The sequence below is a fragment of the Solibacillus palustris genome (genome assembly GCF_022549215.1).
GTDB classification, from domain to species: Bacteria; Bacillota; Bacilli; order Bacillales_A; family Planococcaceae; genus Solibacillus; species Solibacillus daqui.
In genome coordinates this window covers 61,974-74,685 of the sequence record NZ_JAKZFC010000003.1, presented here as the reverse complement: position 1 = coordinate 74,685, position 12,712 = coordinate 61,974, and the positions used below count along the sequence as shown (strand labels likewise).

At 38.6% G+C, this 12,712-nt stretch carries 15 protein-coding genes; 13 read left to right on the top strand and 2 right to left on the bottom strand.

The features are described from left to right. The first annotated feature begins 384 nt into the window (after window positions 1-384). Window positions 385-1,077, top strand: coding sequence for a 5'-methylthioadenosine/S-adenosylhomocysteine nucleosidase (gene mtnN, locus LZ480_RS09830; protein WP_241369256.1), 693 nt, complete (start codon window positions 385-387; stop codon window positions 1,075-1,077). A gap of 367 nt (window positions 1,078-1,444) precedes the next feature. On the opposite strand, the gene sigK is transcribed toward mtnN, so the two are convergent. Continuing rightward, the gene (gene sigK / locus LZ480_RS09825; RefSeq protein ID WP_241369255.1) at window positions 1,445-2,149 is read right to left on the bottom strand and encodes an RNA polymerase sporulation sigma factor SigK; all 705 of its coding nucleotides are present in this window, start codon (window positions 2,147-2,149) and stop codon (window positions 1,445-1,447) included. Between the two features lie 77 nt (window positions 2,150-2,226). Then, a complete protein-coding gene (gene pssA, locus LZ480_RS09820; RefSeq protein WP_241369254.1) occupies window positions 2,227-2,766 on the bottom strand; it encodes a CDP-diacylglycerol--serine O-phosphatidyltransferase in 540 nt (179 codons plus the stop codon). Window positions 2,767-3,033: 267 nt separating this feature from the next. Here pssA and LZ480_RS09815 point away from each other — a divergent pair, with 267 nt between their 5' ends. The 12 genes from LZ480_RS09815 (at window position 3,034) to LZ480_RS09760 (ending at window position 12,673) form a co-directional block, all read left to right on the top strand. Continuing rightward, window positions 3,034-3,816: a phosphatidylserine decarboxylase gene (locus tag LZ480_RS09815; RefSeq protein ID WP_241369253.1), complete on the top strand. Its 783-nt coding sequence runs from the start codon at window positions 3,034-3,036 to the stop codon at window positions 3,814-3,816. Between the two features lie 33 nt (window positions 3,817-3,849). Beyond that, window positions 3,850-4,365, top strand: coding sequence for a YqeG family HAD IIIA-type phosphatase (locus tag LZ480_RS09810; protein WP_241369252.1), 516 nt, complete (start codon window positions 3,850-3,852; stop codon window positions 4,363-4,365). Between the two features lie 36 nt (window positions 4,366-4,401). Continuing rightward, on the top strand, window positions 4,402-5,505 hold the full coding sequence (gene yqeH, locus LZ480_RS09805; RefSeq protein WP_241369251.1) for a ribosome biogenesis GTPase YqeH: 1,104 nt from the start codon (window positions 4,402-4,404) through the stop codon (window positions 5,503-5,505). 79 nt (window positions 5,506-5,584) lie between these two features. Further along, complete coding sequence (gene aroE / locus LZ480_RS09800) at window positions 5,585-6,415, top strand: shikimate dehydrogenase (RefSeq protein WP_241369250.1); 831 nt, start codon at window positions 5,585-5,587, stop codon at window positions 6,413-6,415. A gap of 5 nt (window positions 6,416-6,420) precedes the next feature. Further along, complete coding sequence (gene yhbY / locus LZ480_RS09795; RefSeq protein ID WP_241369249.1) at window positions 6,421-6,726, top strand: ribosome assembly RNA-binding protein YhbY; 306 nt, start codon at window positions 6,421-6,423, stop codon at window positions 6,724-6,726. An 11-nt stretch (window positions 6,727-6,737) separates the two neighbouring features. Further along, entirely contained in the window at window positions 6,738-7,328 is a 591-nt protein-coding gene (locus LZ480_RS09790; RefSeq protein WP_241369248.1) for a nicotinate-nucleotide adenylyltransferase, read from the top strand. Beyond that, a complete protein-coding gene (gene yqeK, locus LZ480_RS09785) occupies window positions 7,297-7,857 on the top strand; it encodes a bis(5'-nucleosyl)-tetraphosphatase (symmetrical) YqeK (protein ID WP_241369246.1) in 561 nt (186 codons plus the stop codon). Before LZ480_RS09790 ends, yqeK begins: the two co-directional genes overlap by 32 nt. A 6-nt stretch (window positions 7,858-7,863) precedes the next feature. Then, the gene (gene rsfS / locus LZ480_RS09780) at window positions 7,864-8,217 is read left to right on the top strand and encodes a ribosome silencing factor (RefSeq protein ID WP_241369245.1); all 354 of its coding nucleotides are present in this window, start codon (window positions 7,864-7,866) and stop codon (window positions 8,215-8,217) included. Further along, window positions 8,210-8,947, top strand: a complete 738-nt coding sequence (locus LZ480_RS09775) for a class I SAM-dependent DNA methyltransferase (protein ID WP_241369244.1) — start codon at window positions 8,210-8,212, stop codon at window positions 8,945-8,947. The genes rsfS and LZ480_RS09775 overlap by 8 nt, the downstream gene beginning before the upstream one ends. 116 nt (window positions 8,948-9,063) lie before the next feature. Beyond that, the gene (locus LZ480_RS09770) at window positions 9,064-9,720 is read left to right on the top strand and encodes a helix-hairpin-helix domain-containing protein (protein WP_241369243.1); all 657 of its coding nucleotides are present in this window, start codon (window positions 9,064-9,066) and stop codon (window positions 9,718-9,720) included. Window positions 9,721-9,810: 90 nt separating this feature from the next. Next, entirely contained in the window at window positions 9,811-10,386 is a 576-nt protein-coding gene (locus LZ480_RS09765; RefSeq protein ID WP_241369242.1) for a ComE operon protein 2, read from the top strand. Next, on the top strand, window positions 10,355-12,673 hold the full coding sequence (locus tag LZ480_RS09760) for a DNA internalization-related competence protein ComEC/Rec2 (RefSeq protein WP_241369241.1): 2,319 nt from the start codon (window positions 10,355-10,357) through the stop codon (window positions 12,671-12,673). Before LZ480_RS09765 ends, LZ480_RS09760 begins: the two co-directional genes overlap by 32 nt. Window positions 12,674-12,712: the final 39 nt, after the last annotated feature.

Here is a 12,712-nt window from a genome sequence, read left to right as displayed (position 1 = left end):
ATGTTAGCCTAGTGCCCTTACAGTTGTCACAGATTTTGCTTGACGAAGTGTAGTAGGATTGAGTACTTTAAGAAGAGTGCTTTAACAGAATTCAGCAATTTTTTTGTACTGAAAGCGAAGCGACAAGTACTGAAGTCCCCTACTTCTATAAGTAAGGGATGAATGTCAAATATGCAATTCGATTCAGTTGAGGTTCAAACCCCAGCTGAATGGATGAACTCAGGTTAAGGACGCCACATCGTGTGGCAACACCTGAGTGACCAACATCGTGTTGGCCCAAGCCCCGGCGGATGTCACAGATTTTTTGGGGAGTTTTTCAAGCGAGCTTGAAAAAAATCTGGACGCAACTACGCCGAGGCGTAATTGATTATTGGAGGAATAGATATGAAAATCGCAGTAATTGGTGCAATGGAACAAGAAGTAGAATTATTACGAGCAGCATTGCAAAACCCACAATCTGAAACAATGGCAAACAGCGAATATACAACGGGTACATACGAAGGTAAAGAAGTTGTGCTTTTAAAAAGTGGTATCGGAAAAGTAAACGCAGCTATGTCGACAACGATTTTATTAGAAAAGTATCAGCCAGATGTTGTGATTAATACAGGTTCAGCTGGTGGCTTTGATAGCGCATTAAAAGTAGGGGATATTGTCATTTCTGATGAAGTACGTCATCATGATTGTGACGTAACAGTATTCGGCTATGAAATCGGGCAAATGGCGGGCATGCCAGCAGCATATAACTCAGATGAAAAGTTAATGGGAGTGGCACAACAAGCAGTGGCTGAAGTAGGTGAGCACAACGCAGCGGTGGGCTTAATTTGTTCAGGCGATGTATTTATGAGCAATCCTGTACGCGTTGAAGCTGTTCGTAAAGACTTCCCAACAATGAAGGCAGTAGAAATGGAAGCAGCTGCCGTAGCGCAAGTTTGCTACCAATTCGGTACACCTTTTGTAGTAATCCGTGCGTTATCTGATATTGCAGGCCAAGAATCGAATCTTAGCTTTGATGAGTTTTTACCAGTAGCAGCGAAGCATTCAACAGAAGTAGTATTAAAAGCGATTACAAAATTATAATTACCGAAGCGTTTTCAATAATTCTTAAACGGATATAACTAGATTAATACTTCGTTTAAAGGGGGAACGCGATGATTTTTTTACTTTATGGTGCCGTTGCGATCACAACTATTATTGGATTCGTGATGATTTTTGAAACGATTGAAAGCAACACTTAAAGGGGAGGGCATTGTGCAAAAAGTAAACACTTTTTGTACAATGTCCTCTTCCTGTATTATGGAACTGCTTAGGGTGGTGCTTCGGCAGTAGTCAAAATAAGAAAGATAGAATGCTAAAAACGACACTTCCTGTGACAACGCATTCTGCATTCTTGAATAGCATAGTGTGCCCTCCATCCTTGGCACAAAGAAATTTCTAGAAAATTCTTTTATTGTTGATTTTCATTGTGTTTAAACTGTTGATACAGCTTGATTAATGCCCGTTTTTCAATTCGGGATACGTAACTGCGTGAAATATTGAGGCGTTTTGCAATTTCTTTTTGAGTGTGGGGGTCATAGTTTTGCAATCCATAGCGGTAGGATATGATTTCAAGTTCTCGAGGTTCGAGCGTGTTTAAATAGTGATAAAGCTTCGCGAAATCTTCCTTTTTTTCAATTTCTTCAATGGCGGAAGGTTCATCAAGCTGAAGTAAATCACGAATTTGTAGAGATTGCCCATCCTTATCTATACCAATAGGTTCAAATAATGATACATCCTTTTGAACCTTTTTTTGCGTGCGTAAATACATCAGAATTTCATTTTCTATACAGCGCGCGGCATACGTAGCTAGGCGAGTTTTCTTTTCAGGGGTAAAACTACTGACGGCTTTCATTAAACCGATTGTGCCAATTGAAATATAATCATCCAGCAATTCATGTGGGGGATGAAATTTTTTGACGATGTGCGCTACAAGTCGCATATTGTGCTCGATTAATTCGATACGCGCTTGTTCGTCACCTTCCATAAAGCGGGAAATTACTTGCTGTTCTCGTTCACGACTGAGTGGCTTCGAAAATGTTTGCCCTTTTAAATAGCCGACAAGTGCAGGGAACTCAAGCCAAAGTTGAAGCAGTACTGTCAAAACACCGCTCAAAGAAATCTCCTTTCACGTTTTCGACAGTATATGATGAATTTCGTCAGAGCATGAAAAAAGTGTAGGACTTAAAGTGCCTACACTTTTTTCAATGTAAATGTACTAACCATCAATACAGCAAGTACAGGGAACAAAATCATGTAAAATTGCGTTGATAGAACATCGGTAAAGAAATAAGAAAATGTTAGTAACGTACCAGCTGCTGTAATTGGTAAACCAACGAAATAACCTGTTGAATCCATTACATTAAAGCGTGCTAAACGAATTGCGCCAGCAGCGATATATAATACGGGCATCATCATTCCCGAAACACCAGCATCGATTAATGCCATTTCATACATTAACAGGGCAGGTGCAACACCGAACGAAATTATATCAGCCATTGAATCGAGTTGTTTCCCTAAATCAGACTCTTGATTAAATTTCCGTGCGACTTTTCCGTCGTAACGATCTAAAAATGCTGCGATAAAAATTAGTAAAACACTATAGCTATATGAATCATTTAACGTCGCCATAATTGCAGCTCCACCAAATGACATATTTGTAATTGTTATAATATTTGCAGCATTTGCTTTTATCTTTTTCAATGTGGAATCCACCTTTTGAAATAGAAACATCGGAAACACTCCTTTGCTCTTTAGCTATTCTTTATTATACTTGTTAATTGAAAAAAAGGTAGTAGTTTATTCATAATAGGACCTTTATTTGTGTGCATTTCCATTATATAATTTATCTTTATCCCAAATTTATTAGCAGTAAAATTACCGTCCAAAAAGCTCAATTAGTGAATGCAATCAATCTACGTGGTAGGTGGAGGTTTCACGTTAATAAATTAATTACGAAATCAATTAAATAGAAAATATGAACATTGGAGGCCAGTGCAAGTGAAAGAAAAATTGTATCAAAATTTAATCGAACTATCGAATGGAAAATTTTCATCAAAAATGCTTCAAACAGTTGCCCAATCACGAATAAGTAAAACCTTTATTAAAAGCTATAGTAATATATACGGAATTAACCTAACAGAGGTTTCAAAATCACAGCAACAATTTACAAGTTTACATGATTTTTTTGTACGTGAGTTGAAAGCGGACGTAAGACCTGTAGATAACCGCCCGACGATTTTTACTAGTCCAGTTGATGCGAAAATTGAAGTTTTTGGCCAAATTACGGATGGCATGATGTTTATGGTAAAAAATAAGCCGTATTCATTAGCAGCCTTACTTGGCTCCACTAAACAAGCAAAGCGATACGAGGATGGCACATATATTGTCTTTTATTTAAGCCCTGCAGATTATCACCGTATACATAGCCCGATTAATGGACAGATTACTCGCCAATATGTGCTCGGACAAAGATCATATCCAGTAAATCAAATGGGTCTTGAATATGGAAAGAAACCAATTAGCCATAACTATCGTATGATTAGCGAAATCAAATATGATGACCACCATCAAGCAGCGTTCATCAAAGTAGGGGCAACTTTCGTCAATTCGATTGAATTAACGAATACAACGAGCAATTGGACAAAAGGTGAAGAGGTTGGCTATTTTACATTTGGTTCGACTGTGGTGATGTTATTTGAACGAGAGGCAGTGACGTTTAGTGAGAACGTAACCCAAGGAGCGAAGATAAAAATGGGAGAAGCCTTTGCTACTATGTTATAATAGAAAAATCAATTTGAGTTAGGGGTAACGAATTTGTATAGTTTTTTATTACCAAATGAATTTGTCACGAGTATTTTCGAAGTAACGCCAGAAAAATTGGCCAACCTAGGCATTAAAGGCATTATTACGGATTTAGATAATACGTTAGTTGAATGGGATCGTGCTGATGCAACGGAAGAACTTGTTGCGTGGTTTGACATGATGCGTGAAGCGGGCATAAAAGTTATTATTGCATCAAACAACAACGAACAACGTGTAAGAACGTTTGCAGAGCCACATGGGATTCCGTTTATTTATCGTGCAAAAAAGCCTTTAGGTAAGGCCTACTATGATGCAATGGTAAAACTGCGCCTAAATCGCAATGAGGTTGCTATGTTAGGCGACCAACTATTAACGGATGTCATGGGGGCAAAACGTCAAAAAATTTATACGTTTTTAGTGCGTCCTGTTGCAGACTCAGACGGGCTTGTAACGAAGTTTAACCGCTTTGTAGAGCGTCGTGTGTACAATGATTTAAAACGAAAAGGGCAATATCCTTGGGGGGACTAATCCTAAGGTGCCATTTATTTTAGGAGGAAATATTTAATGAACGAAATGCCACAATGTATTGGCTGTGGAACAGTGATTCAAACAGAAGATAAGAATGGTTTAGGTTATGCGCCAGCATCTTCATTAGAAAAGGAAACAATTATTTGCCAACGTTGTTTCCGTTTAAAAAATTACAATGAAATTCAACCAGTTAGCTTAACTGATGACGATTTTTTACGTATTTTAAACGGTCTTGGACAACAGCAAGGTCTAATCGTAAAAATTGTAGATATTTTTGATTTTAACGGCAGTTGGTTACCTGGTTTACATCGTTTTGTTGGGAAAAATCCAGTACTATTAGTTGCAAACAAAGCCGATCTTTTACCGAAATCTGTAAAAGATAAAAAGGTAGTCAACTGGTTAAAACGCGAAGCAAAGGCATTAGGTTTAAAGCCGATAGATGTAAAGCTTGTTTCTGCACATAAAGGTATGGGCATGCAAGAAGTGGTTGAGGCAATTGAAGAATACCGCAATGGACAAGATGTGTATGTAGTTGGTTGTACAAATGTAGGGAAATCAACGTTCATTAACCGCATTATTAAACAAGCAACAGGTGAAGGGGAAGTGATTACGACATCTCACTTCCCAGGGACAACACTTGATATGATTGGCATTCCGTTAGATGACGGTGCTGCATTATTTGACACACCTGGTATTATCAATCACCACCAAATGGCACATCATATTGATTCGAGTGAATTAAAATACATTATGCCGAAAAAAGAAATTAAACCAAAAGTGTACCAACAAAATGAGGGGCAAACATTATTTATTGGGGCATTAGCACGCTTTGATTTCATTAAAGGTGAACGCTCTGCATTTACCGTGCATGTAGCAAATGATTTACCAATTCACCGTACGAAGCTAGAACGAGCAGATTTATTGTACGCAGAGCATAAAGGGGAGCTTTTAGCACCTCCTACAGCAGCGCACATTGATCAATTACCTGAATTAGTACGTCATGAATTTTCAATTAAAGAAGCGAAAACAGATGTTGTATTCTCAGGCTTAGGCTGGATTACGGTACAGCATGCAAATGTTGTCGTTGCAGCGTTTGCACCTAAAGGGGTCGAAGTATTCGTTCGCCCGTCACTAATCTAACGACTACCAGCACACCTACTAGACGGCAATTATGCCAAGGTGAAACGGATTTCAATTATTGGGAAAGAAGGCCTTGTCGATGAAAAAGTGGTTTGCGGTTATTGGAGATCCGATTGCTCAATCAAAATCTCCTGAAATGCACAATGCGTGGTATGAGCAGGAGAAAGTAGATGCAACATATATTCCAGTACACGTGAAGCCTGAAAATTTACAGCAGGCAGTTGCGTCGTTTAAACTGCTAGGAGCTAGTGGCTGGAACGTCACAATTCCACACAAACAAACGATTATTCCTTTTTTAGATGAATTAGATGAATTAGCAAAAAAAATGGGTGCAGTCAATACAGTCGTACGAACAGCTGATGGCAAACTAAAAGGCTATAACACAGATGGTCCAGGATTTGTAAAGTCACTTGAAGCAGCAATCGGTACATCAAAGCGAACGGAGCCTGTATTATTAATCGGTGCGGGTGGTGCAGCGCGTGGTATTGCATTTGCGCTTCAAATGGTAGGTTATAAAAACATAACAATTGCTAATCGTACAGTCGAAAAGGCACAGCGAATTGTCGATGAAATGAATGCTGGCGTAGCGATTACCATACAACAAGCTGAGGAGAATTTAGATACGTATCGAATCTTTATTCAAACTACTCCTGCAGGCATGTCGACTGGCGACTTTGCATTACCATTTTCTCTTGAAAAGTTTCCAACAGGGGCAATTGCGGCTGATATTGTGTATAATCCATTAATGACGCCCTTTTTGCAAGCGGCTGAGCAAAAAGGTGCAACAATTGTCAACGGCTTAGGCATGTTCGTTCATCAAGGTGCGATTGCTTATGAGCATTGGTTAGGCAATTATCCAAATACAAATGCAATGATTGCTCGTTTAACAGAGCAATTAGGAGGAAAATAGAAATTATGTTAACAGGTAAACAAAAACGTTTTTTACGTGCTGAGGCACATCATTTAGATCCAATCTTCCAAGTGGGGAAGGGTGGCGTAAATGATGCAATGCTTGCACAATTACGCGATGTATTAGAAGTTCGCGAACTCATTAAAGTACGTATTTTAGATAACTGCGAAGAAGACAAAAATGACGTAGCACAAGAGTTAGCAGAAGGTACACGCGCTGAACTAGTACAATTAATCGGATTAACAGTTGTGTTATATAAAGAATCTCGTAACAATAAAAAAATCGTATTACCAAAAGCACAAGCGAAATAAGGTGAATGATGATGAAGAAGGTTGGTCTTTTTGGTGGTACATTTAATCCGCCACATATTGGTCATTTAATTATGGCTAATGAGGTGTATGCGGCGTTAGGTTTGTCAGAAGTACGCTTTATGCCAAATGCAAAAGCACCGCATAAAGTCGTATCGAAATCTGCGACGAATGAACAACGCTTAAAAATGGTTGAGCTCGCGATTGAAGACGTACCTTATTTTAACGCGGAGACTTTTGAACTTGAGCGTGGAGGCGTTTCCTATACGTATGATACGATGAAAGTATTACGTGAACGTGAACCCGATGTGGAATTTTATTTTATCATTGGTGGCGACATGATTGATTCGCTTCATACGTGGTACCAAATTGATGAGCTTATAGAGCTTGTAAATTTCGTTGGGGTGAAGCGTCCTGGTTCCGAGGCAAAAACAGATTACAATGTACGAATGGTGGAGGCACCGGAGATTAATCTTTCTTCAACATTTATTCGCAATCGATTACAACAGCAAGGCTCACTGCAATATTTATTACCAGAGGCAGTGGAACGTTATATTCGAAAGGAAGGTCTATATGGAGCGACAAGCGATGTTAGCGGCAATTAAAGGTCGTATGCCAGAAAAACGTTATATTCATACTATTGGAGTAATGGAAACGGCAATTCATTTGGCACAACGATATGGTCAAGATGAAAAAAAGGCTGAAATTGCAGCGATTTTTCATGATATCGCCAAGTATGCTGAAGTAGAATGGATGCGAAAAATTGTTTACGAACAAAATTTAGATCCGCGATTACTACAATGGGATAGCGAGATTCTACATGGACCTGTTGGCGCTTGGATTGTTCAAAACGAATTTCATATCGACGATAAAGACATTTTGAATGCCATCCGTTTCCATACAACTGGCCGAGCGAATATGAGCACATTTGAAAAAATTATTTTTGTAGCAGATATGATTGAACCCAATCGAAAGTTCCCAGGGGTAGATGAGCTACGTGCATTTGCAGAGGTGGATTTGAATGATGCATTTCGAGCATGTGTACTGCATTCGCTCATGCATTTAGTAAGTTCACAAATAGCCATTTATCCAGTTTCAATTGAGTGCTACAACAGTTTAATGAGAGAGGAATAAACATACATGAATGAAACATTATTAAGTATTGCTTATAAAGCAATTGACGACAAACGCGGCGAGGATATTGTTGCATTAAATATGCAAGGTATTTCCCTATTAGCAGATTATTTCATCATCGCAGAAGGTAGCTCAGAACGCCAAGTACAAGCGATTGCACGTGAAATTAAAGAAAAAGCAGAAGAAGCAGGCTTTACTGTACGTAAATTAGAAGGCTTTGATACAGCTCGTTGGATTTTAGTGGACATGGGTGATGTTGTTGCGCATATTTTCCATAAAGATGAGCGTGCATACTACAATTTAGAGCGTTTATGGGGAGATGCACCACATTTAGACACGCCACAAACTAACAATGAATAGTTATGAGCGTTTTGCTGAGGTTTATGACGAACTAATGGTCGACATTCCGTATGATCAGTACGTACAGTGGATTACTCGTTATGCACCAGCAACACAATTCAAACAATTATTAGATATCGGCTGTGGTACCGGGACGCTAGCTAGTATGCTACATGTTGCGGGATATCAAGTTTCGGGTATTGATTTATCTGAGGACATGCTTGCTGTGGCAAGTGCGCGAATGGCAGCAAACGGTATATCAATGCCGTTATATGCGATGAGTATGGATGAGTTAGATGGCTTTGACAACTTAGATGTTGCAATTATACCAATTGATTCGATTAACTATGTAAAAGACGAGGCAAATGTTGTTGAAACGTTGAAGCGGATTTATGCTAGTTTACGTGATGGTGGGCAATTGTTTTTTGATGTGCATTCACTATTTAAAATGGACGACATCTTTTTAGATGGTCCATTTACGTATGACGACGGTAAAATAACGTATGTTTGGCATACAGAACCAGGTGAATTTGAGCATTCCGTTTATCATCAAATGACGTTTTTTATACAAACAGAAGGCGATTTATTTGAACGTTTTGATGAAGAGCATTTCCAGAGGACATTTGCTTATCAGCAATACGAAATGTGGTTAACAGAAATCGGCTTTACATCTATTGAAATTTCAGCAGATTGGTCCGCCGAAGCACCGCATGATGAAAGTGAACGAATTTTTATTCGTGCGGTAAAATAGCCGAAATAGACAGTTTCAGTGATTTACATGAAATACCTTTTCTTAATGAATGAAACTTTGTATAGTGGAGATAGCTCCATATATAAAGCCTTCTTTAAGAAAGGGTGTTTTTTGATGTGCAGCCATTTTTAGAGAAGTATAAAAAGATGCTTGTGATTACAGGGAGTGTTCTCGCAGCTCTATTATTTTATTTTTTCACCATTCACGATACTTCAAAACAATCCCCAATACAAACGATTGAACCAATCGCTCCACTAGCAGCAATTGAACCTACCGAACCCGAAATTATTGAAAATAATACACCCGAAGCGTATATGGTAGATGTGAAAGGCGCTGTTCGTTATCCAGGTGTTTATACCCTTGAAGAAGGCATGCGTATTGTTGATGCTATTGAAGCTGCAGGTGGCTATACGGAACAGGCAAATCCAACACTTATTAACCATGCTCAAAAGCTTCAAGATGAATTGGTACTCTATATTCCAAAAGTCGGCGAGCAGCTAACAGAGGAGCTAGAAATGCTTATTGCAGGTGCCACGAGCAATTCCTCATCAAATGGAAGTGGTGGAGTTAATAAATCCGGCAAAGTTAATTTAAACAAGGCAAATGAAAGTGAACTGACTCAATTACCAGGTATCGGTCCATCAAAGGCAAACGCCATTATTGGCCACCGTACAGAGCAGGGCAATTTTCAGACGATTGAGGATTTAAAAAAGGTAACAGGAATCGGTGAAAAGACGTTTGAGCAATTAAAAGAGTTAATTGATGTAAAGTAAAGAAATGTGAAATCTCGAAATAATCGTGCATTGCGATTCACAAAACTTACGTATAAACTGAGAAGTGACATATTTATTGGAGGTTATCATATGGAGCGTATTACTTGGGATCAATTTTTTATGGCACAAAGTCATTTACTAGCATTGCGTAGTACTTGTACACGCCTAGCTGTTGGCGCAACAATTGTTCGCGAAAAACGCATTATTGCAGGTGGCTATAACGGCTCGATTTCGGGCGATGAACATTGTATTGAACAAGGATGTTACGTCGTGGATAATCACTGTGTACGTACGGTTCATGCCGAAACCAACGCATTACTACAATGTGCAAAATACGGTACACCGGCAAATGGTGCCGACCTTTATGTAACACATTTCCCGTGCTTACCATGTACGAAAACAATTATTCAAGCCGGTATTAAAAACGTCTACTATGCAAAAGATTATAAAAATAGTGTGTATGCGTTAGAATTATTTACAAAAGCAAATGTAAATGTTGTACATATTCCATTTGATGAAGCGAAAATTGATTTTTTACAGGATGAAAAATACGCGTTAACATTTGACATGCTTGAAAAAATGCGTACTTTAGGTGCGAGCCATGAAGATTTGCTCCCGTTTGAGGAGAAGATGCATGCTTTATTTGGTCAACTTATGGAAGCATAATTGGATTTACTATGCCTTATCGGTTTGTATTAGTGCTGTCGCTAGTTTTCAATCGGTAAGGCTATTATTGATACTCGGGTTATTAGTTGGATTTTGCTTGTATAAAAAGTTATGGAAATGGCATTTAGTGGGGATTGTGACTATTAATTTATTGACATATAGTTATTTTAGCTATGAAGTAGATAAGTTACAGGAACCGGTGACGTTACCTGCAGAACTTACTTGGACAGATCAATACAAGATAAATGGTGTCATGTTGCGTGGCATTATGAAGGATGCGCAAGGTAATAAGGTCTATGTTACATACGAAATCAAGAGTGAACAGCAAAAGCATGAATTACAGTTCATGCAATTAGCTGGGCAAATTTATTTTGTAACAGGACAGCAAGTAGAGCCGTCAATTCCAGCGCATCGCTACGGGTTTTTAATGGGGCGGTATTTGGAAAGTAAAAGTGCGCGAGGCATTGTGGAGATTGGAAGCATGACGCTTGTCGGTAAGAAAAAAACGTTCCTACAACCGATTTATGATCAGCGCTTTCGGTTAAAAGAGCATATTGAACAAACCTTTCCAAATTCGCTCGCTGCAGAAGCTCATGCGCTATTAATCGGTCTACAAGAAAATGTGGATGAAGAATTAAACCGCGCGTATCAAAAACTAGGCATTACACATTTGTTTGCAATTTCAGGTCTACATGTGGCACTTGTCTCACTACTGTTTTTTCAACTATTACTGCGTTTAGGTGTACGGCGCGAGTTAGCGAATATTTTGTTGCTTATTTTATTACCTATATATGCTGTTTTAGCGGGTGGCGCACCGTCAATTTGGCGTGCTGTTAGTGTTGTAGAATTCATTATGTTAGCACAATATTTTCGTTGGAAAATTCCGATGGACGACGCCATATCACTTAGTTTGCTTGTTTTTTTACTCATTGAGCCTGGTGCGATTTATCAGGTAGGCTTTCAATTATCTTATTTGGCTACGTATAGTCTTGTATACTCAAGCCGTATATTAGCGCGCTACGAAAATTTTTGGTTGCAGTCATTTTTTATTACGTTCGTTTGTCAAATCCTCGTTTACCCACTGTTGTTACATCACTTTTTTGAAATCAGCTTATCTTCTTTTATTGCGAATATCTTTTTTGTACCACTGTTTTCCTTCATTATTTTACCGGTTAATCTCGCTCTCCTTACTTGTTCATTTATTCCACTACCAATTAATCACCTAATTTTTACGATTTATGAGCCACTTCGATTGTGGTTAACAGACCTCATTCTCGCTATTCAACAGCCAATTTCTCAAATGTGGAATCCTGGAAAGCCGTCATTGTTTTGGCTCGTCGTCCTATATGGTTCGGTATTATTGGCATTTTATTTCCTTGATAAAGGTTCCAATCTTAAAAAGATGGCTGCTACATTACTTATCCCAGCGATTATTTTCCACTTCCAATCGTATTTGCATGGAGAATTAAAAATCGCCTTTGTTAATGTTGGACAAGGGGATTGTATTGTTATTGAATTGCCGTACCGAAAATCAGTTGTCGTCATTGATGCTGGTGGTTTACTGCGATTTGAGCAAGAGGCTTGGAAGGAACGGGATAAACCTTATGAGGTAGGGAGGCAAGTTGTTGTACCTTATTTAAAGGGGCGTGGTATTCAAAAAATCAATACGTTTATATTGACGCATGCTGATGCTGATCATGTAGAGGGAGCAGAAGAAGTGCTTCGGGAAATTCGCGTTTCAGAAGTACATGTAACACCGAATTCGCTTGATAAAGAAGTAATGAATGATTTATTAGAAGAGCTTGCAAAAACGAAGACGACATTGATAGAAAAAATGGCGAGTGATGGCTGGCAAATTGGCGATGTACGCTTTGATTATATTTGGCCACATGATACGGTATATGATGGAAATAATGATTCGCTTGTGCTACTTGTACGTCAGGGAGCGTTTAAGACGTTATTTACAGGTGATTTAGAAAAAGAAGGCGAAGAAGAAATTGTACGGCTATATAGTGCGGCAATTGAACAGCTAGATGTATTAAAAACTGGGCATCATGGCAGTAAAACATCGAGTATTGAAGCGTTTGTAGAGCAGACATCCCCAAAACTTGCAATTTTTACAGCAGGAGAAAATAACCGCTATAAGCATCCAAATATTGATGTCATCACCCGTTTTGAACAACGACAAATTCCGTATTTAATAACAGGTTATGATGGAACGATAGAACTTCGTGTAAAAAATGGTGTGATGCAATTGGAAACATCGAATGATTTGTTTAAGAATTAATATAGAAAAACTTATTTTTATATACTCAAAAAAAGAGCA

Coding starts and splice junctions, on each gene's coding strand:
- mtnN (WP_241369256.1), top strand. CDS start 385: ATGAAAATCGCAGTAATTGGTGCAATGGAACAAGAAGTAGAATTATTA.
- pssA (WP_241369254.1), bottom strand. CDS start 2,766: ATGTTTCTATTTCAAAAGGTGGATTCCACATTGAAAAAGATAAAAGCA.
- yqeH (WP_241369251.1), top strand. CDS start 4,402: ATGAACGAAATGCCACAATGTATTGGCTGTGGAACAGTGATTCAAACA.
- aroE (WP_241369250.1), top strand. CDS start 5,585: ATGAAAAAGTGGTTTGCGGTTATTGGAGATCCGATTGCTCAATCAAAA.
- yhbY (WP_241369249.1), top strand. CDS start 6,421: ATGTTAACAGGTAAACAAAAACGTTTTTTACGTGCTGAGGCACATCAT.
- LZ480_RS09790 (WP_241369248.1), top strand. CDS start 6,738: ATGAAGAAGGTTGGTCTTTTTGGTGGTACATTTAATCCGCCACATATT.
- yqeK (WP_241369246.1), top strand. CDS start 7,297: ATGGAGCGACAAGCGATGTTAGCGGCAATTAAAGGTCGTATGCCAGAA.
- rsfS (WP_241369245.1), top strand. CDS start 7,864: ATGAATGAAACATTATTAAGTATTGCTTATAAAGCAATTGACGACAAA.
- LZ480_RS09775 (WP_241369244.1), top strand. CDS start 8,210: ATGAATAGTTATGAGCGTTTTGCTGAGGTTTATGACGAACTAATGGTC.
- LZ480_RS09765 (WP_241369242.1), top strand. CDS start 9,811: ATGGAGCGTATTACTTGGGATCAATTTTTTATGGCACAAAGTCATTTA.
- LZ480_RS09760 (WP_241369241.1), top strand. CDS start 10,355: ATGCTTTATTTGGTCAACTTATGGAAGCATAATTGGATTTACTATGCC.